The following is an 18,598-nucleotide window of genomic DNA, read 5'->3' on the forward strand; positions in this document are numbered from 1 at the left end:
CAACATGCCGCCTCCCCCAATTTCACACGGACGCCAACGCCCGCATAGACAGTCCTATTTCTGCCAGCTCTTCACCAGTTCGTCGTAGTTAATGGTGATCGGCTTTTCCTTCTCGTTCTCGATCTTCAACTGAGGCGCGAGATTGCCTTTCTTGACCGCGTCGGCGTTCCAGTAGGCGAGATCATGCTCTTCGGCCATCTTCGGGCCGATATCGCCCTGGACGCCCGACTTCTCGATGCGGCTCATGACCTTTTCCTGCTCGCCGCACAGCGAGTCCATCGCTTCCTGCGCCGTCTTGGCACCCGACGACGCATCGCCGATCGCCTGCCACCAGAGCTGTGCCAGCTTCGGATAGTCCGGCACGTTGGTGCCGGTCGGCGACCACTGCACACGGGCCGGCGAGCGGTAGAACTCGATCAGACCGCCGAGCTTGGGCGCACGTTCAGTGAAGCTCTTGTCGTGGATCGTGCTCTCGCGGATGAAGGTGAGGCCGACATGGCTCTTCTTCACGTCCACGGTCTTCGAGGTTACGAACTGCGCATAAAGCCAGGCGGCCTTGGCGCGATCCGTCGGCGTCGACTTCATCAGCGTCCAGGAACCGACGTCCTGATAGCCGAGCTTCATGCCGTCCTTCCAGTAGACACCGTGCGGCGACGGAGCCATGCGCCACTTCGGCGTGCCGTCGTCGTTCAGCACCGCCTTGGCGCCCGCGTCGACCATCGAGGCGGTGAAGGCAGTGTACCAGAAGATCTGCTGGGCAACCGCGCCCTGCGCCGGGACCGGTCCCGATTCGGAGAAGGTCATGCCCTGGGCTTCCGCCGGAGCGTAGGCCTTCAGCCAGTCGAGATACTTCTGAATCGAGTAGACGGCAGCCGGACCATTGGTGTCGCCGCCGCGTGCCGTGCAGGAGCCGACGGGCCGAGAATTCTCGTCGACCTTGATGCCCCATTCGTCGACCGGCAGGCCGTTCGGAATGCCCTTGTCGCCATTGCCGGCCATGGACAGCCAGGCATCGGTGAACCGCCAGCCAAGCGACGGGTCCTTCTTGCCGTAGTCCATGTGGCCATAGACCTTCTTGCCGTCGATCTCACGGCCGGTGAAGAACGCGGCGATATCCTCATAGGCAGACCAGTTGACCGGAACGCCGAGGTCGTAGCCGTACTTGGCCTTGAAATCGGCCTTGTTCTTCTCGTCGTTGAACCAGTCGTAACGGAACCAGTAGAGGTTCGCGAACTGCTGGTCGGGAAGCTGGTAGAGCTTCTTGTCCGGAGCCGTCGTGAACGAGGTGCCGATAAAATCCTTCAGGTCGAGGTTCGGGTTGGTAACATCCTTGCCGTCGCCCGCCATCCAGTCGGTGAGATTGCGCACCTGCTGGTAGCGCCAGTGGGTGCCGATCAGGTCGGAATCGTTGACCCAGCCGTCATAGAGATTCTGGCCGGTCTGCATCTGGGTCTGGATCTTCTCGACGACGTCGCCTTCCTGGATGACGTCATGCGTGATCTTAATGCCGGTGATGGCGGTAAAGGCCGGCGCCAGCACCTGCGATTCATACTGGTGCGTGGCGATGGTTTCGGAGACGACCTTGATGTCCATGCCGGCGAACGGCTTGGCTGCGTCAATAAACCACTGCATTTCGGCTTCCTGGTCGGCGCGCGAAAGCGTCGAAAGCGGGCCTATCTCCTTGTCCAGAAAGGCTTTTGCTTCGTCCATCCCCGCGTAGGCATTGCCCGCGCCCAGCAATAGGACAAGGGCAGTCGTTGATGTTAAAAATTGCCGTCGCATGTGTTTCCTCCACTGTTTCAGGTTTCAAGTGCGATCTGGAGCGGCGGCCGGCACGCTGTCGCTCCAACAGTTTCCCCCTCTATACGTAGCGGAACACGCCAATGGCGTAGACTACGGAGAGAGCGAGAGCCCACCACAGGTTGGATCCGACAAGACCCAGCCAAGCGAGATGGATAAAGGCGCTGCCGAGCAGCGACAGGAAAAGACGGTCGCCGCGCGTCGTCTCGAAGCGCAGGATGCCGACGCGCGGATTGCCGCCCGGCGCGGCGTACTCCCACACCGCCATGCCACACAGCAGCAGCAGGATGGTTGCGAAGAAGGCCGCCGTCGGCCACGTCCACGCCATCCAGGTGAGGTCGAAATTCATGGTCATACCCTCCCCAGGGCGAAGCCCTTGGCGATGGTGTTGCGGATGAACTCATGCGTTTGTTTCATCACACTCTCCCCAGGGCGAAGCCCTTGGCGATGTAGTTGCGCACGAACCAGATGACCAGCGCGCCGGGGATCAGCGTCAGCACACCGGCGGCGGCGAGCAGGCCCCAGTCCATGCCGGCGGCCGATACCGTACGCGTCATTGTGGCGGCGATCGGCTTGGCATCGGTGGTCGTCAGCGTGCGCGCGATCAAGAGTTCGACCCACGAGAACATGAAGCAGAAGAAGCAGGCGACGCCGATGCCGCTCGCGATCAGCGGCATGAAGATCCTGACGAAGAAGCGTGGGAATGAATAGCCGTCGATATAGGCGGTCTCGTCGATTTCCTTCGGCACGCCCGACATGAAGCCCTCGAGGATCCACACCGCCAGCGGCACGTTGAACAGGCAGTGCGCCAGCGCCACCGCGATATGCGTGTCGATCAGGCCGAAGGCGGAGTAGAGCTGGAAGAACGGCAGCGCGAACACTGCCGGCGGCGCCATGCGGTTGGTCAGCAGCCAGAAGAACAGATGCTTGTCGCCAAGGAAGCGGTAGCGCGAGAAGGCGTAGGCGGCCGGCAATGCAGCCGCCACAGAAATCACCATGTTCATCACCACATAGGTGATCGAGTTGATGTAGCCCGAATACCAGGACGCATCGGTGAAGATAGTGACGTAGTTGCCGATCGTCGGCGCGTGCGGGTAGAGCGTCAGCGACGAGACGATCTCCGCATTGGTCTTGAAACTCATGTTGATGAGCCAGTAGATCGGCAGCAAAAGCACGATGATGTAGAGCGTCGGCACGATCCACCACCAGCGCGATTCCTCGCCGCGGCGGCGCATGCGCCTGTCGAGATCGCTATGCGACAGCGCGCTGGCGAGGCCTTCCGTGGCGGCGGATCCGTTCATCGCATTCCGCTCGGTTCTTTCATTGGCGCCGCCCATCTCAGCGCTCCGCGTCGTAGTTGGTCATCACGGTGTAGAACACCCATGACAACAGGAGGATGATGAGGAAGTAGACGAGCGACATGGCCGCGGCCGGACCGAGGTCGAACTGGCCAAGCGCCGTCTTGACGAGGTCGATCGACAGGAACGTCGTCGAATTGCCCGGACCGCCGCCGGTGACGACGAAAGGTTCGGTGTAGATCATGAAACTGTCCATGAAACGCAACAGCACGGCGATCAGAAGCACGCGGTTCATCTTGGGCAATTGGATGTAGCGGAACACCGCCCAGCGCGAGGCGCCGTCTATCTTGGCCGCCTGGTAGAAGGCGTCGGGGATCGAGACCAGGCCGGCGTAGCAAAGCAGCACGACGAGACTGGTCCAGTGCCAGACATCCATGACGATGATGGTGACCCAGGCGTCGAACGGGTCCTGCACATAGTTGTAGTCGATGCCCAGCGCGTTGACGTAGTAGCCCAGCAGGCCGATGTCGTTGCGCCCGAATACCTGCCAGATGGTGCCGACGACGTTCCACGGGATCAGCAGCGGCAAAGCCATAAGCACCAGGCAGACCGGTACGCCCCAGCCCTTCTTCGGCATGTTGAGCGCGATGAAGATGCCGAGCGGCACTTCGATGGCGAGGATGATGAAGGAGAAAATCAGGTTGCGGGTCATCGCCTCCCAGAAGCGGCTCGACGACAGCAGTTCCTCGAACCACTCCGTACCTGCCCAGAAGAAGACGTTGTTGCCGAACGTGTCCTGCACCGAATAGTTGACGACGGTCATCAGCGGTATGACGGCCGAGAATGCCACCAGCACCAGCACCGGCAGCACCAGGAACCAGGCCTTGTTGTTCCAGGTCTTGTCCATCTAGGCCTCCATCTCGACACGCCAGGAATCGGCATAGATGTTGATGCCGGCTGGGTCGAACCGCACCCTTGGTTCAGCGGGCACGGTTTCGTCCTCACCGATCACGGCAGAGATATCGCGGCCTTCGAGCTTGGCGCGGACCACCTTGTGGCGGCCGAGATCCTCGACCTTGCTGATGGATACGGACATGCCGTCGCGACCAAGTCTTACATACTCGGGACGGATACCAAGCTCGATGGCTCCGCTGTCTGCATTGGGTGCGCCGGGCAGTTCGATCCGTTGCGAGCCGAGGGTCGCCGTCTTGCCGTCGATCGCCACCGGCATGACGTTCATGCCGGGAGAGCCTATGAAATAACCGACAAAGGTGTGGCGCGGCCGCTCGAACAGTTCGGCCGGCGTGCCGATCTGGACGATGCCGCCGTCATACATCACCACGACCTGGTCGGCGAAGGTCAGAGCCTCGGTCTGGTCGTGGGTGACGTAGACCATGGTGTAGCCGAAGCGGCGATGCAGCTGCTTGAGCTGCGAACGCAGCACCCATTTCATATGCGGGTCGATGACGGTCAGCGGCTCGTCGAACAGGATGGCGTTGACGTCGGAGCGCACCAGACCGCGGCCGAGCGATATCTTCTGCTTCTGGTCGGCGGTCAGGCCCCTCGCCTTCTTCTTCGCCCACGACGCCAGGTCGATCATCTCCAGCGTCTCGCGCACCTTGCGGTCGACGTCTGCTTCCGGCACGCCGCGGTTGCGTAGCGGGAACGCCAGATTGTCATAGACGGTCATGGTGTCGTAGATGACCGGGAACTGGAACACTTGCGCGATGTTGCGCTCCTGCGTCGACAAATTGGTCACGTCTTTGCCGTTGAACAGCAACTGGCCATGCGAGGGGTGCAGCAATCCCGAAATGATGTTGAGCAACGTGGTCTTGCCGCAGCCCGAGGGCCCGAGCAGCGCATAGGCACCGCCGTCCTCGAAGGTGTGATGCACTTCCCTGAGCGCGAAATCGGCATCCTTGCGCGGGTTGGGCAGATAGGAATGCCTGACATGGTTGACGTCGATGCGCGCCATCTCTTTCCCCTCAAGCCGCCAGCTTCGGCGCGCTCACGGCGCGACCGTGCTCGTCGAAAACCATGATGTGGCGCGGATCGATGAACACCTCGACCACCTCGTCGGTCTCGAAATCGCGAATGCCGTGGGTCAGCATGACCCAGCGGACGTCGGCGAAGTCGAGATGGATGAAACTCTCCGACCCGGTGATCTCGGTGATCGTCACCTTCGCCCGCACCGGCACCGCCAAGGCGTTGGGTCGCTCTAGCGATAGATGGTGTGGCTGGAAGCCGACCGTATAGATGGCGTCGGCAATGCCGGAGAGTTCGGCCGGCACCGGCAGGTTCACGCCGCCCTCGAGCAGGAAATCCCGGCCCTTCTTGGCGAGCACGATGGTGTTGAGCGGTGGATCGGAAAACGTCCTGGCCGTCACCAGGTCGGCCGGCTTGCGGAACACCTCGATGGTCGGTCCGAACTGGGTGATGCGGCCTTCCGACAACGTCGCCGTGTTGCCGCCGAGCAGCAGCGCCTCGTGCGGCTCGGTCGTGGCATAGACGAAGATGGTGCCGGCAGCGGCGAAAATCCTCGGCAATTCGGCGCGCAGTTCCTCGCGCAGCTTGTAGTCGAGGTTGGCCAGCGGCTCGTCGAGCAGGACCAGGCTGGCGTTCTTGACGATGGCGCGCGCCAGTGCGGTGCGCTGCTGCTGGCCACCCGACAGATTGAGCGGCGTGCGGTCGAGATAAGGTGTCAGCTTGAGCAGCGCTGCAGCTTCGCGCACCTGGCTGTCGATCTTCGCCTGATCGGTGCCGGCCACCCGCAGCGGCGAGGCGATGTTCTCGTAGACGGTCATCGCCGGATAGTTGATGAACTGCTGGTAGACCATGGCGATCTTGCGCTTCTGCACCGGCACCCCGGTGACATTCTGGCCGTCGAACCAGACCGAACCGGAGGTCGGCACATCGAGGCCGGCCATCAGCCGCATCAGGCTGGTCTTGCCGGAAAGTGTGGGTCCGAGCAGAACGTTGAGCGAGCCGTGCTGAAGCGTCAGCGACACATCGCGGATATGCTCTGCCGCACCGACCGTCTTGGTGACGTTTCTCAGTTCCAGCATGACGCCTCCTCCCAGGCTTTCCGCATCAGCTCCAAGCCTTCTTCATTCGGCAGCCGCGACATGCCGCCGGCTTATCCCGCGCATGAATTCATCAAGCGCCGCCGCCTGTTCGCGGCCGAGATGCAGGCCGCGCTTGGTCCTGCGCCATAGCACATCGTCGGCCGTGACGGCCCATTCGTTTTCAACGAGATAGCGCACCTCGGCTTCGTAGAGATCGGCGCCGAAGCTGCGGCCGAGATCGGCATTCGACCTGGCAAGGCCGAGCAGTGTCCGGGCGCGTGTCCCGTAGAGCCGGGTCAGCCGGCGGGCCATGCGCGCATCCAGGAACGGATAGGCCGACTTCAGTTTCGCCACTTCGGCGTCGAAACCGGTTGCGGGAAAATCGCCGCCCGGCAGCGGTGCGTTTGCCGTCCATGGCTTGCCACGCTTGCCGAGGAAACCCTCGATCTTCTCCAGCATCGATTCCGACAGCCGGCGATAGGTGGTGATCTTGCCACCAAAGGCATTGACGATCGGGGCCGTGCCCTCGCCGCCATCGGCCTTCAGCACGTAGTCGCGCGTTGCCTCCTGCGCCTTGGAGGCGCCGTCATCGTAGAGCGGACGGACCGCGGAATAGGTCCAGACGATGTCCGGCCGCTTGACCGGCTGCGCGAAATACTCGCTCGCCGCGGCACAGAGATAATCGATCTCGGTCTCGCTGATCTTCACGTCGTGCGGATCGCCGGGGTAGTCTTGGTCGGTGGTGCCGATCAGCGTGAATTCGTCCTCGTAAGGAATGGCGAAGATGATGCGGCCATCCTTGTTCTGGAAGAAATAGGCGCGCGGATCGTCGAACTTCTTAGCGATAACGATGTGGCTGCCCTGCACGAGGCGGACATTGTGCACATCGTTCAGGCCGACAACGCCTGAAAGCACATGATCGACCCATGGTCCGGCGGCATTGACCAGCAGCCGTGCCTTGATCTCTTCGATCTCCCCGGTCTGCAGGTTTTCGATCTTGATTGTCCACACGCCACCTTCGCGGCGCGCTCCAACCACCTTCGTGCGGGTTCGGATCGTTGCGCCCCGATCGGCGGCATCCCGGGCATTGAGCGCCACCAGGCGCGCATCGTTCACCCAGCCATCCGAATACTCGAAGGCCTTCTTGAAAAGCGGTTTCAGCGGCTTGCCGGCCGGGTCCCTGGCCATATCCAGGGTCTTGGTCGCCGGCAGCAGTTTGCGCCCGCCAATGTGGTCGTAGAGAAAGAGACCGAGCCTGATCAGCCAAGCGGGCCGCAGGCCTTCGGCATAGGGCAGCACGAAACGCATCGGCCAGATGATATGTGGAGCATTCTTCCACAGAACCTCGCGTTCCATCAGCGCCTCGCGCACCAAACGAAACTCATAGAACTCAAGATAGCGCAGGCCGCCATGGATCAGCTTGGTCGAGCCCGAGGACGTCCCGCTGGCCAGGTCATTCATCTCGGCAAGAAAGACGGAAAAGCCACGTCCGACGGCATCGCGGGCAATGCCGCAACCATTGATGCCGCCACCTATGACGAAAATGTCACGGATCGGAGATGCGTCCACAAGTTCCTCCAACGATTTCGCATTGCACCATTTTTGGCTTTTTACGAAACCGTGGCGGAATTATTTCGAAATAAGAACGAATGTCAAACGAAATATCACAAGCACGTGAGAGGCTCGTAATGACGCCCTGAAAGCCGCTAACCGACGGACGTCTCGATGAGCTGAACCTCCGCTTCCTGGCAGATCTTGCGCACCGACGGGATGTCGCAACGGTCGGTGATAAACGTGTTGACCTGCGACAGATGGCCAATGCGCACCGGCGCCGTACGCTCGAACTTGGTCTGGTCGGAAACCAGAATGACGTGCCTTGCATTGGCGATGATCGCCTGCGCCACCTTGACCTCGCGAAAGTCGAAATCGAGCAAGGCGCCGTCATGGTCGATCGCCGACGCGCCGATCACGGCATAGTCGACCTTGAACTGCCTGATGAAATCGACCGCCGCTTCGCCGACAACGCCGCCATCGGAGCCGCGTACAACCCCGCCGGCGATCACCACCTCGATCGAGGGATATATGCGCATCCTATTGGCAACATTGATATTATTGGTGATGACCATCAGGCCGTTGTGATCCAGCAATGCCTTGCTGACCGCCTCCGTCGTCGTGCCGATGTTGATGAACAGGGAGGCGTTGTCGGGAATCAGCCTTGCCGCCGCACGGCCGATCGCCTCCTTCTCATCGGCGGCGATCTTGCGCCTGGCCTCATACTCCATGTTCTCTATGCCGGATGGAAACAGCGCACCGCCATGGATGCGGGAAAGCAGCCGCTGGTCGCACAGGTCGTTGAGATCCTTGCGTATGGTCTGCGGAGTCACGTTGAAATGGCTGGCCAGATCTTCGACCAGCACGCGACCATGGTCCTTGGCCATCTGGATGATTTCGGCATGGCGTGGCGACAGATACATACGGCAAGCTCCCGTTTTCGTTTTTCTTGTCTATAGTCGAAAACGAAACAGATGAAAAGGGATAAGCCGGCTAATGAAAATCACATGATTGCAAAAGCAAACACCAACGCAATCCCGGCCAGGCCCGATCAAGCCACGCCGCGCGCGATTTCAGTGATGACGACGAAAGCCGCATCGACGTCAGTAGCGGTCGCTTCGAACTGGCCGACCTGGAACCGGATTGCCACCCTTCCATCGACCCTCGTTTGCGTCAGGTAGATGCGACCATCATCGTTGATCGCATTGACCAGCCGCAGATTGTGCTCGTCCGCATCGGCGCTGGCTGCAGCTTTGTGCCGGAACGAAAACAGCGACAGCATCGGCTGGCTGACGATCTCGAAATCCGGCTCCCTTGCCAGCCGTTCGGCAAGACCCTCGCTCCACGCGACATGATTGCGGATCATGGTCCGCAGGCTTTCCAGCCCGTGCGCACGCAGCAGGAACCACAATTTGAGCGCGCGGAAGCGCCGGCCCAGCGGTACCGACCATTCGGAATAGTTGATGATGCCGTCATGGCCGTGAGTCCTGAGATAGTCCGGCTTGATGGCCAGCGTCCTGACATGGCTTTCGGGATCGCGCAGGAACTGGATCGAACAGTCGAACTGCGCGCCCAGCCATTTGTGTGGATTGAAGACGATCGAATCGGCGCCTTCGACGCCGGCCCAGAAATGCCGGTACTCCGGGCAGATCATCGCCGACCCTGCCCATGCCGCATCGACATGAAGATAGAGCCCGTGCCGTCTCGCCACCTCGGCAACCGCCGCAATGTCGTCGGTGCCGCCCGTGCTGGTACCGCCAACGCAGGCGATGATGCCCGCGGGCAGCATTCCGGCTTGCCGGTCGGCGACGATTGCCGCTTCGAGGGCCGCGGTATCCATGGCGCGAAAACGGCCGGCGACCGGGATACGTACGAGATTGTCCTCGCCGATGCCCGACACCCAGATTGCCCGGTCGATCGAGGTGTGCACCTGGTCCGACGAATAGATGCGCAACCGCGCCTGCCCGGCCAGTCCCCTTTTGTTGCCTTGCCAGTCGAGCGCTCGCTCGCGCATGGTCAATACCGCGGCCAGTGTCGCCGACGAGGCCGAATCCTGGATCACCCCCGAGAAGCCTTCCGGCAGGCCGAGCGCCTGGCGCATCCAGTCGACGGTCCGCGTTTCGAGTTCGGTCGCCGCCGGCGAGGTCTGCCACAACATGCATTGGGCTGCCATCGCCGACACCAGATACTCCGCCACCACCGAGACCGGCGCGGCATTCGCCGGGAAATAGGCAAAAAAGCGGGGATGCTGCCAATGCGTCATCCCCGGCAGAACCTTCTCCTCGAAGTCGGCGAAGATCCTGTCCATCGGCTCCGCGTCTTCAGGCGGCGAAGCTTCGATGCTTCTGAATATGTCGCCCGGCTTGACCAGCGGCCGCACCGGCCGGTCGCGCAGTGTGTTGCGGTAGTCGGCGCCCCAGTCAGCGGCGCGCCGCGACCAATGCCGGAATTCATCGTTGTTCATCTTGTCCTCCCGACATGATCCCTCGCCGCCATCCGTCGCGGTTGGGTTCCTCAAGATCAATACATGTGAAATACAAGCAACCGCCAGTCAGGCGCCGCTAGCCAGGGAAATCCGGCAGGCTGGCAAAGGCCGACTTCAGTGCATTCGACCAGCCGTCCGAGATGGTGCGGTAATACTGGTCGTCCTGGCTGATCCGCCTCTTCAACCCGACCTTGAAAGCATCCTTTTCCAGGAAGAGCATGTCGAGCGGCAGACCGACGGACAAATTCGACTTCAGCGTCGAATCGAACGACACCAGAAGCAGCTTCACCGTCTCGGCAAGGCTCATCGTCTTTTCATAGGCGCGGATGATGATCGGCTTGCCGTATTTGGTCTCGCCGATCTGGAAGAAAGGCGTGTCGTCGGTCGATTCGATGAAATTGCCTTCGGGATAGATCATGAAAAGCCGCGGCTCGCTGCCCTTGATCTGACCGCCGAGAATGAAGGAAGCATTGAAGTAGGAATCCGCCTTTTCGCCGGCCGGTGACGAACTGGCGATCACCTCCTTGACGGTATCGCCTACCATCCGCACCGTCTGGTACATGGACGGCGTTTCCAGCAGGGTGGAGTGTCGCTCGGAGATAGCCTTGGTGCGCTCGTCGAGCAGGCTGACCACCGCCTGCGTCGTCGCCAGATTGCCGGCCGACATCAAGACGATGACGCGCTCGCCGGGCTCTTCCCAGACATGCATCTTCTTGAAGGTGGAGATCGAATCCATGCCGGCATTGGTGCGCGTGTCCGACATGAACACGAGCCCGCGATCGATCTTCAGGCCGACGCAATAGGTCATGGAATCTCTTCTAGCGGCAATCCTGGGGGATTACTGCTCCACAGTGACGGTGACCGCAAGCTGTTCTTCCGCCTGTCCCAGTCGAATCCCCGAAACCGGTGTGGCGTCGCGGTAGTCGCGACCAGTTGCCACCTTTACATAGCGTTCGTCTGGAGAAATGCCGTTGGCGGCATCGAAAGCGACCCAGCCAAGACCCGCGACATGCGCCTCGGCCCAGGCATGGCTTGCCGCCTGCTCAACCGTCGCGTCCAGCATCAGATAACCGCTGACGTAACGGGCCGGAAAGCCCATGGCGCGCGCGCCGGCGGCAAAGATGTGGGTGTGATCCTGGCAGACACCGCTCTTGAGCGCCAACGCTTCCTCTGCCGGCGTCGTCGCGGTGGTGCTGCCCGGCGTGTAAGCGACGCGTTCACCGATGATCGCCATCAGCCTGTGCAGCCTTTCGATATCAGTGCCCTTGTCGACCGATGCGGCGAGTCCGCGAATGCCGCTGCCGATCGCCGTCAATGGCGTTTCATGGCTGTAAAGCCAGAGCGGCGTAAAGCCCTGGTGTGGTCCGGAGACGCCGGCGGTGTCGCGCGTCACCACTTCGCCGGCAGCTTCCACCGTGATGAAGTCACGCTCGCCCTCGACGCTCAACAGCCGTGTATCGTTGCCGAAATGATCAACAAAACGAACCTCTTCACGCGCGCCTTCGATGACCAGAGCCCAGGACAGAACGGTCTGCGTCGATCCGCTGACCGGAAGCAGCCGCAGCCGCTGCAACAAATATTGCACCGGCGCATCATAGCGGTACTCGGTCCTGTGGGTGATCTTCAACCGCATGCTTTTTTTCCGTTTGTGAGCATGATCTTGCCCGAAAACCGGTTCCCACTTTTCGCTGACGCGGTCCTCCGGTTCGGGATCATGCTCAATTGAACCGGTAATCTTGCGCGATCTCGTTGCCGAGCTTGGTGTTGTCGCGAATGAAGTTGGCCAGGAACTCATGCAGGCCGGCGTCGAATATGTCCTTGATCGACCCGGCTCTCAGCATCGTCTGCGTCTTCTCGGCCGTCGCGTGGCAGGCATGACGTTCGCCGTAGTCGTCGCCGAGGAACTTCAGGTGTTCGGACAGGAAGCGGTAGCAGAAGGTCAGCGAACGCGGCATGCGGACATTGAGGATCAGGTAGTCGGCAATGTTGGTCGGCTTGTAGTCGGCGTCATAGACCCAGCGGTAGGAACGGTGCGCCGATACTGAGCGCAGGATCGATTCCCACTGGTAGTTGTCGAGCGTAGAGCCGACCCAGGAAATCGACGGCAAGAGCACATAGTATTTCACGTCCAGAATGCGTGCCGTGTTGTCTGCGCGCTCGACATAAGTGCCGAGCTGCGAGAAGTCGAAGATCTCGTTGCGCAGCATGGTGCCGTAGAACGAGCCGCGGATCAGCGCCGTCTCGCGCTTGATAGCGTCGAGCACGCTGGGCAGGTCGCGCTCGTCGATAGGCTTGGCCAGCATCCGTTTCAGCGCCATCCAGGCTTCATTGATGCTTTCCCAGGTTTCGCGCGTCAGCGCGGTGCGCACCATGCGGGCATTGTTGCGGGCTGTCTCGATCGCCGCCATCGTGCTCGATGGATTCGACGTGTCGCGCAGCAGGAAGTCGGCGACGTTGGCGGCGGTATAGTCAGAATATTTCTGGCTGAAGGTGACGTCCGAACCGGCACTGAGCAGCACCGAACTCCACTCTTCCGAGGCGCTCTGCGTGCGGGTCAGCGCCATGCGCAAGCCGGCATCGACCAACCGCGCCATATTCTCTGCGCGCTCGATATAGCGGTTCATCCAGTAAAGCCCGTTGGCGGTCCGGCCTAAAAGCATCCAAAAACCTTCAAATGAAAATCAGTCATCCAGCACCCATGTGTCCTTGGTGCCGCCGCCCTGCGAGGAATTGACGACCAGCGAGCCTTCCTTGAGCGCGACGCGCGTCAGCCCGCCGGGCACGATCTGGATGCGGTCGGAGACCAGCACGTAAGGCCTGAGATCGACATGGCGCGGCGCCAGCCCCTTGTCGGTCAGGATCGGACAGGTCGACAGCGCCAGTGTCGGCTGGGCGATATAGTTCGAGGGCTTTGCCTGGAGTTTCTTGGCAAAAGCCTCGCACTCCTTCTTGGTCGCCGCCGGGCCGACCAGCATGCCGTAGCCGCCGGAACCATGCACTTCCTTGATCACCAGCTCGTGGATGTGCTCGAGCACGTATTTCAGACTGTCGGGCTCGGAACAGCGCCAGGTCGGGATGTTGCCCAGGATCGCCTTGCGGCCTGTGTAGAACTCGACGATCTCGGGCATGTAGGAATAGATCGCCTTGTCGTCGGCGATGCCGGTGCCCGGTGCGTTGGCGATGGTGATGTTGCCGGCCCGGTAGACATCCATGATGCCGGGAACGCCAAGCGCCGAATCCGGCCGGAAGGTCAGCGGATCGAGGAAAGAATCATCGACGCGACGATAGAGCACGTCGATCTGCTTGTAACCTTCGGTGGTGCGCATCGCGACATGGCCGTCGACGACGCGCAGATCCTGGCCCTCGACCAGTTGAACGCCCATCTGATCGGCAAGGAAGGCGTGTTCGAAATAGGCGGAATTGTAGCTGCCGGGCGTCAGCACGGCGATGGTCGGCGCGCCCTTGGTGCCTTGCGGGCGCACCGCCGCCAGCGATTGGCGCAGAAGCTGCGGGTAGTTCTCCACCGGCCGCACTTTGATCTTCTGGAACAGCTCCGGGAACAGCTGCATCATCGTCTCACGGTTTTCCAGCATGTAGGAGACGCCCGATGGTGTGCGCGCGTTGTCCTCCAACACGTAGAATTCGTCCTCGCTGATGCGGACGATGTCGACGCCGATAATGTGGGTGTAGACGCCAGCCGGAGGCCGCACGCCGATCATTTCCGGCAGAAAAGCCTCGTTCCTGGCGATCAACTCCGTGGGAACGCGCCCGGCGCGCAGGATTTCCTGGCGATGGTAGATATCGTCGAGGAAAGCATTCAGCGCCTGCACCCGCTGCTCGATGCCCTGCGTGAGGCGTCGCCATTCATTGCCTGAAATGATGCGTGGAACGATATCGAACGGGATCAGTCGTTCGGATGCTTCCTGCTCGCCATAGACGGCGAAGGTGATGCCGGTCTTGCGGAAGACGCGTTCTGCGTCCTGCATCTTCTCGGTAAGTCTCGCTGGATCCTGCTCCTTCAGCCAGCGATCATAAGCCGAATACGGTCTTCTCAATCCGGAGACTTCCGGAAGCATTTCGTCGAACGCTGCCAATCGCATACTCCCCTGTGACGCCATTTCACTGGCGTCGCCGGAGAAAATCAAGCGCAATCGGTGATTTGGGAGATCCGGACGATCAGTATGTCGCGCCTGCCTAAAGTTTAGGCAGCTGAAATACGACCTTGGTCAGGCTTTGCCTCGTGCCCGGGCAAGTGCGCTCAGCGGCTGGAGCATGATCCCAAACCGAAGGACCGCGTCAGCGAAAAGTGGACCCCGCTTTTCTCGGACAAACGGTTCCCGTTTGTCCAGAGATCATGCTCAAACAAACAGATAGGCCCATCTCGATTCTATCGGGATGGAACAGGTCTAGAAGGCGCGGAACGTGACGACCGTGAATGTGTCCTTGATGCCGGGGAGAACCTGCACCTTCTCATTCACGAAATGCCCGACGTCTTCCTCGTCGTCGACATAGAATTTGGCAAGCAGATCGTAATTGCCGGCGGTGGAGTAGATTTCCGAAGCGATCTCGGCATCGGCGAGCGCGCTGGCAACCTCATAGGATTTGCCCAGTTCGCATTTGATCTGCACGAAAAACGCCTTCATGGCTTCGTCCCGCTAAACTTCCAAGTCCAAGCGGCCCTTCTGGCAGACTGGAGGCGGGCTTTCAAGCGCTGGAATCCGTACTCAGCCGGCGGTGACCGCCGGAGTATTCTTCGCCCAAGCCGGCAAAGGGGCCAAGACGGCAAGGCTGGCAACACCCTTCAGCAAAAAGGCGCCGGTCGACAGGCTGTGTGAACATCCTTCGTCCATGAGCTTAGTGCTCTCGCCGCAGACCACGATGAGCGACCCGCCTTAATGGACGCTGAAGCATAGGAAATGCGCCGAGGCGAGACGAATATTCGCCATTGCTGAAACCGTGAAGCGCCGCCACGCGTATGTTAGGATGCCTCCTGGAACAGCTTTTCTGGAGGCGGCTTTTCGAGGACAACGGAGACAGGCCATGCGCCGCATGTTTTTTGCATTCGCGTTCGTTCCGTTCATCCTGGCCTCGTCGGCCTTTGCCGGCGATGCCGAGGTCAAGGCGGCGCAAGCGGCCATAGACGGCCAGTTGCAAGCGTTCATCGCCAATGACGGCGCCACCGCCTACAGTTTCGCGGCGCCGAACGTGAAACAGATCTTCCCCACCGTCGACACCTTCATGAACATGGTGACCAACGGCTACCCGCCGGTGCGCAAGCCGCGGACCTATTCCTTCGGCAAGGTCGAGGAGACGGGTCCGGGTTCGATCGTCCAGCAGGTGCTGATCGTTGGGCCGGATGGCAAGGACTACGAAGCGGTCTACACGCTGCAGCAACAGCCCGACGGCACGTTCCAAATCACCGGCTGCAGCCTGCGCGCGTCGAATTCGCTCAGCACCTGAGCGCCGGTTACATCGCTGGAATATCGCCCCTCGCCCAGCCTTCGGAAATCTCCGCCGCGCGGGTCTCGAAGGAGCCGGCCTCTATCGCGGCGCGGATGTCCTGCATCAGCTTTTGATAATAGGAAAGATTGTTCCAAGTGAGCAGCATGGCGCCGAGTGCCTCTTGCGAGCGCACCAGATGATGCAGGTAGGCTCGCGAGTAATCCCGGGCGGCGGGGCAGTCGCTTTGCTCGTCGAGCGGACGTGGATCGTCGGCATGGCGGGCGTTGCGCAGATTGACCTTGCCGCGCCTGGTGTAGGCAAGGCCATGCCGGCCAGCCCGTGTCGGCATAACGCAATCGAACATGTCGATGCCGCGCGCCACGGATTTCAGGATATCGTCTGGCGTGCCGACACCCATCAGATAGCGTGGCTTGTCCGCCGGCAGTTCGGGACAGGTGATGTCGAGCATCTCGAGCATCACGGCCTGCGGCTCGCCGACGGCCAGGCCACCAACGGCATAGCCCTTGAGCTCCATCGCGCTCAGCGCCTGCGCCGACCGCACCCTGAGTGCCGCATTGTCGCCGCCTTGCACGATACCGAACATTGCCTTGCCCGGCTGGTCGCCAAACGCCGTCTTGCAGCGCTCGGCCCAGCGCAGCGAAAGCTCCATCGCGCGCTCGATCTCCTTCATCTCGGCCGGCAGCGCCGTGCATTCGTCGAGTTGCATCTGGATGTCGGAATCGAGCAGCCCCTGGATCTCGATCGATCGCTCCGGCGACATCTCGTAGGCCGCGCCGTCGATATGCGAGCGGAAGGTGACGCCCTTCTCGGTCAGCTTTCGCAGCTTCGACAGCGACATCACCTGGAAGCCGCCGCTGTCGGTCAGGATCGGATGCGGCCAGCGGGCGAATTCATGCAGGCCGCCGAGCCGCGCGACACGCTCGGCGCCGGGCCGCAGCATCAGATGGTAGGTATTGCCAAGGATGATGTCGGCGCCAAGGTCGCGTACCTGATCCATGTACATCGTCTTGACGGTGCCACCGGTGCCGACCGGCATGAAGGCCGGCGTGCGGATCTCGCCGCGCGGCATGTCGATCACACCGCGTCGCGCCTTGCCGTCAGTCGCCAGAACCTTGAAGGTGAACGGCTTAGCCATTGAATTCCTTGTCATGTAGTGGCGCACCCGCAGCCTGTTCGTCGAGCGACTGGCGGTAGCGGATGCAGCCGCGCATGAATTTTGGCCACGGCGGCACGGCGATCGCCGGCTCGGTCTTTTCCGGCAGAAGATTCCACAGATCGGGATGATGCCAGCACAGATCATGCCCGGTGGCATCACGATGCTGGCGAATGCCGGCGCGCAATTTCCTGACTTCCACGATCAGTGCGTCTCGGTCCAGGCCGTCGAGATCATCGTCCATCGCTCGTCTCCGCTCGATAAAGCAGGCTTGCGTCGCCATAGGAATAGAACCTGTATCGGTTCTCGATGGCATGCGCATAGGCCGCTCGCATCGTGTCGAGGCCACTGAAGGCGGAAACCAGCATGAACAGCGTCGAGCGCGGCAGATGGAAATTGGTCATCAGCATATCAGCGGTGCGAAAGCGGTAGCCGGGCGTGATGAAGATGTCGGTCGGGCCGGACCAGGCAGCCAGAGTGCCGTCCTCACGCGCGGCACTCTCCAGCAGGCGCAGCGAGGTCGTGCCGACGGCGATGATGCGTCCGCCCCTCGCCTTGGCCACGTTCAGCGCGACGGCGGTGGCCTCGCTGACCGAACCGGTCTCGGCATGCATCTTGTGATCGGCGGTATCGTCTGCCTTCACCGGCAGGAACGTACCGGCGCCGACATGCAAGGTGACGAAGCGGCGCTCGATACCCTTGGCGTCGAGCGCGGCAAACAGCTCGGGCGTGAAATGCAGGCCCGCCGTGGGTGCCGCGACGGCGCCTTCTTCCCTGGCATAGATGGTCTGGTAGTCGGCCCGATCACGCTCGTCATCATCGCGCTTCGAGGCGATATACGGCGGCAGCGGAATGTGGCCGACCGTATGCAGCGCCTCGTCCAGGAAGGGGCCCGACAGATCGAAGCCAAGCAGCGCCTCGCCGCCCTCGCCTTTCTCGATCACCGTGGCATCGAGCTGGCCGAGGAAACAGGAATTGCCGTCATGGCCGAAATGGATGCGGTCGCCGGCGGCAATGCGCTTGCCCGGCCGCATGAAGGCCAGCCAGCGGTCCGGAGCCATGCGCATGTGCAGCGTGGCTTCGACTTGCGCCACTGCTTCGCCGCGCCGTCTGAAGCCTTTGAGCTGAGCCGGAATGACCTTGGTGTCGTTGAAAACCAGCACGTCGCCGGTGCGGAGCAAGGAAGGCAAATCGCCAACCGTCCGGTCATCGAGCCGCTCGCCGGGCTTGACCACCAGCATCCTGGCGCAATCGCGCGGCTCTGCCGGGCGTAGCGCGATGCGCTCCTCCGGCAGATCAAAGTCAAAGAGATCGACGCGCATCAGTAGAGCCGGACGAGCAGCGCTCCGGCCAGCAGCAGCACCGCACCGGCGACGCGGCCGAGCGAGATCTCACGCACCGCGACGCCCAGAAAGCCGACGCGGTCGATGAGCATGCCAGCCAGCAACTGGCCGGCTACGAGAAACGCCATAAGGGCGGCGGCACCGATGCGCGGCGTCAGGATCGTCGACAGCGTGACATAGAAGCCGCCGAGCATGCCGCCGGCCACGAACAGCCATGGTGCCGGCGCCTTCCAGTCAAGTGAGATGCCTTGCAGTTTCACCACCGTGACGGAAATGATGCCGAGCACGACCGCGCCCGACAGGAACGAAAACGCCGCCGCCGCGACCGGGAGTCCCAGGTCGCGCGCCAGCTGCGAATTGATCGGCGCCTGGATGGCGATGAAGGCGCCGGACACGATGCCGAGAAGCGACCAGACGACGCCCATCATTGTCGTTTCGCC

Annotated in this window: 19 protein-coding genes; 1 reads left to right on the forward strand and 18 read right to left on the reverse strand. The window is 61.5% G+C overall.

Going from position 1 to position 18,598, the window contains the following annotated elements; translation table 11 throughout:
• Positions 1-54 precede the first annotated feature (54 nt).
• The 14 genes from BLS48_RS01215 to BLS48_RS01280 form a co-directional block, all read right to left on the reverse strand.
• A complete protein-coding gene (locus BLS48_RS01215; protein ID WP_091574929.1) occupies positions 55-1,782 on the reverse strand; it encodes an ABC transporter substrate-binding protein in 1,728 nt (575 codons plus the stop codon).
• Positions 1,783-1,861: 79 nt separating this feature from the next.
• Complete coding sequence (locus BLS48_RS01220; RefSeq protein ID WP_091575611.1) at positions 1,862-2,149, reverse strand: DUF2160 domain-containing protein; 288 nt, start codon at positions 2,147-2,149, stop codon at positions 1,862-1,864.
• 67 nt (positions 2,150-2,216) lie between these two features.
• A complete protein-coding gene (locus BLS48_RS01225) occupies positions 2,217-3,101 on the reverse strand; it encodes a carbohydrate ABC transporter permease (protein ID WP_208604571.1) in 885 nt (294 codons plus the stop codon).
• A gap of 37 nt (positions 3,102-3,138) precedes the next feature.
• A complete protein-coding gene (locus BLS48_RS01230) occupies positions 3,139-4,005 on the reverse strand; it encodes a carbohydrate ABC transporter permease (RefSeq protein ID WP_091574934.1) in 867 nt (288 codons plus the stop codon).
• A complete protein-coding gene (locus BLS48_RS01235) occupies positions 4,006-5,073 on the reverse strand; it encodes an ABC transporter ATP-binding protein (RefSeq protein ID WP_091574936.1) in 1,068 nt (355 codons plus the stop codon).
• A 10-nt stretch (positions 5,074-5,083) separates the two neighbouring features.
• A complete protein-coding gene (locus BLS48_RS01240; protein ID WP_091574939.1) occupies positions 5,084-6,163 on the reverse strand; it encodes an ABC transporter ATP-binding protein in 1,080 nt (359 codons plus the stop codon).
• Positions 6,164-6,205: 42 nt separating this feature from the next.
• Entirely contained in the window at positions 6,206-7,732 is a 1,527-nt protein-coding gene (glpD, locus tag BLS48_RS01245; RefSeq protein ID WP_091575612.1) for a glycerol-3-phosphate dehydrogenase, read from the reverse strand.
• Between the two features lie 137 nt (positions 7,733-7,869).
• Positions 7,870-8,637 carry a DeoR/GlpR family DNA-binding transcription regulator gene (locus tag BLS48_RS01250; protein ID WP_091574942.1) on the reverse strand — a complete coding sequence of 256 codons (768 nt, stop codon included), beginning with the start codon at positions 8,635-8,637 and terminating at the stop codon, positions 7,870-7,872.
• 128 nt (positions 8,638-8,765) lie between these two features.
• Complete coding sequence (locus BLS48_RS01255) at positions 8,766-10,178, reverse strand: pyridoxal phosphate-dependent decarboxylase family protein (protein ID WP_091574944.1); 1,413 nt, start codon at positions 10,176-10,178, stop codon at positions 8,766-8,768.
• A gap of 97 nt (positions 10,179-10,275) precedes the next feature.
• On the reverse strand, positions 10,276-11,007 hold the full coding sequence (locus tag BLS48_RS01260; protein ID WP_091574946.1) for a proteasome-type protease: 732 nt from the start codon (positions 11,005-11,007) through the stop codon (positions 10,276-10,278).
• 30 nt (positions 11,008-11,037) lie between these two features.
• The gene (locus tag BLS48_RS01265) at positions 11,038-11,832 is read right to left on the reverse strand and encodes a transglutaminase family protein (protein WP_091574949.1); all 795 of its coding nucleotides are present in this window, start codon (positions 11,830-11,832) and stop codon (positions 11,038-11,040) included.
• Between the two features lie 85 nt (positions 11,833-11,917).
• Positions 11,918-12,859, reverse strand: a complete 942-nt coding sequence (locus BLS48_RS01270) for an alpha-E domain-containing protein (RefSeq protein WP_091574950.1) — start codon at positions 12,857-12,859, stop codon at positions 11,918-11,920.
• Between the two features lie 21 nt (positions 12,860-12,880).
• Positions 12,881-14,293, reverse strand: a complete 1,413-nt coding sequence (locus BLS48_RS01275; protein ID WP_167364903.1) for a circularly permuted type 2 ATP-grasp protein — start codon at positions 14,291-14,293, stop codon at positions 12,881-12,883.
• Positions 14,294-14,605: 312 nt separating this feature from the next.
• Complete coding sequence (locus BLS48_RS01280; protein WP_091574954.1) at positions 14,606-14,842, reverse strand: Lrp/AsnC ligand binding domain-containing protein; 237 nt, start codon at positions 14,840-14,842, stop codon at positions 14,606-14,608.
• A gap of 397 nt (positions 14,843-15,239) precedes the next feature.
• Here BLS48_RS01280 and BLS48_RS01285 point away from each other — a divergent pair, with 397 nt between their 5' ends.
• Complete coding sequence (locus BLS48_RS01285) at positions 15,240-15,659, forward strand: DUF4864 domain-containing protein (protein ID WP_091574955.1); 420 nt, start codon at positions 15,240-15,242, stop codon at positions 15,657-15,659.
• Between the two features lie 7 nt (positions 15,660-15,666).
• Here BLS48_RS01285 and tgt read toward each other — a convergent pair whose 3' ends face one another.
• Genes tgt through BLS48_RS01305 form a run of 4 tightly spaced genes read right to left on the reverse strand, consistent with a single transcriptional unit; the run spans position 15,667 to position 18,586 of the window.
• On the reverse strand, positions 15,667-16,797 hold the full coding sequence (tgt, locus tag BLS48_RS01290) for a tRNA guanosine(34) transglycosylase Tgt (protein WP_091574958.1): 1,131 nt from the start codon (positions 16,795-16,797) through the stop codon (positions 15,667-15,669).
• Complete coding sequence (locus tag BLS48_RS01295; RefSeq protein WP_091574960.1) at positions 16,790-17,059, reverse strand: hypothetical protein; 270 nt, start codon at positions 17,057-17,059, stop codon at positions 16,790-16,792. Before BLS48_RS01295 ends, tgt begins: the two co-directional genes overlap by 8 nt.
• A complete protein-coding gene (queA, locus tag BLS48_RS01300; RefSeq protein ID WP_091574963.1) occupies positions 17,049-18,137 on the reverse strand; it encodes a tRNA preQ1(34) S-adenosylmethionine ribosyltransferase-isomerase QueA in 1,089 nt (362 codons plus the stop codon). The genes BLS48_RS01295 and queA overlap by 11 nt, the downstream gene beginning before the upstream one ends.
• A complete protein-coding gene (locus tag BLS48_RS01305) occupies positions 18,137-18,586 on the reverse strand; it encodes a DMT family transporter (protein WP_091574965.1) in 450 nt (149 codons plus the stop codon). The genes queA and BLS48_RS01305 overlap by 1 nt, the downstream gene beginning before the upstream one ends.
• Between the last annotated feature and the right edge of the window lie 12 nt (positions 18,587-18,598).

Source organism: Mesorhizobium qingshengii, from assembly GCF_900103325.1.
GTDB lineage: Bacteria > Pseudomonadota > Alphaproteobacteria > Rhizobiales > Rhizobiaceae > Mesorhizobium > Mesorhizobium qingshengii.

Coding starts and splice junctions, on each gene's coding strand:
- BLS48_RS01215 (WP_091574929.1), bottom strand. CDS start 1,782: ATGCGACGGCAATTTTTAACATCAACGACTGCCCTTGTCCTATTGCTG.
- BLS48_RS01220 (WP_091575611.1), bottom strand. CDS start 2,149: ATGAATTTCGACCTCACCTGGATGGCGTGGACGTGGCCGACGGCGGCC.
- BLS48_RS01225 (WP_208604571.1), bottom strand. CDS start 3,101: ATGAACGGATCCGCCGCCACGGAAGGCCTCGCCAGCGCGCTGTCGCAT.
- BLS48_RS01230 (WP_091574934.1), bottom strand. CDS start 4,005: ATGGACAAGACCTGGAACAACAAGGCCTGGTTCCTGGTGCTGCCGGTG.
- BLS48_RS01235 (WP_091574936.1), bottom strand. CDS start 5,073: ATGGCGCGCATCGACGTCAACCATGTCAGGCATTCCTATCTGCCCAAC.
- BLS48_RS01240 (WP_091574939.1), bottom strand. CDS start 6,163: ATGCTGGAACTGAGAAACGTCACCAAGACGGTCGGTGCGGCAGAGCAT.
- BLS48_RS01250 (WP_091574942.1), bottom strand. CDS start 8,637: ATGTATCTGTCGCCACGCCATGCCGAAATCATCCAGATGGCCAAGGAC.
- BLS48_RS01255 (WP_091574944.1), bottom strand. CDS start 10,178: ATGAACAACGATGAATTCCGGCATTGGTCGCGGCGCGCCGCTGACTGG.
- BLS48_RS01260 (WP_091574946.1), bottom strand. CDS start 11,007: ATGACCTATTGCGTCGGCCTGAAGATCGATCGCGGGCTCGTGTTCATG.
- BLS48_RS01265 (WP_091574949.1), bottom strand. CDS start 11,832: ATGCGGTTGAAGATCACCCACAGGACCGAGTACCGCTATGATGCGCCG.
- BLS48_RS01270 (WP_091574950.1), bottom strand. CDS start 12,859: ATGCTTTTAGGCCGGACCGCCAACGGGCTTTACTGGATGAACCGCTAT.
- BLS48_RS01280 (WP_091574954.1), bottom strand. CDS start 14,842: ATGAAGGCGTTTTTCGTGCAGATCAAATGCGAACTGGGCAAATCCTAT.
- BLS48_RS01285 (WP_091574955.1), top strand. CDS start 15,240: ATGCGCCGCATGTTTTTTGCATTCGCGTTCGTTCCGTTCATCCTGGCC.
- tgt (WP_091574958.1), bottom strand. CDS start 16,797: ATGGCTAAGCCGTTCACCTTCAAGGTTCTGGCGACTGACGGCAAGGCG.
- BLS48_RS01295 (WP_091574960.1), bottom strand. CDS start 17,059: ATGGACGATGATCTCGACGGCCTGGACCGAGACGCACTGATCGTGGAA.
- queA (WP_091574963.1), bottom strand. CDS start 18,137: ATGCGCGTCGATCTCTTTGACTTTGATCTGCCGGAGGAGCGCATCGCG.
- BLS48_RS01305 (WP_091574965.1), bottom strand. CDS start 18,586: ATGATGGGCGTCGTCTGGTCGCTTCTCGGCATCGTGTCCGGCGCCTTC.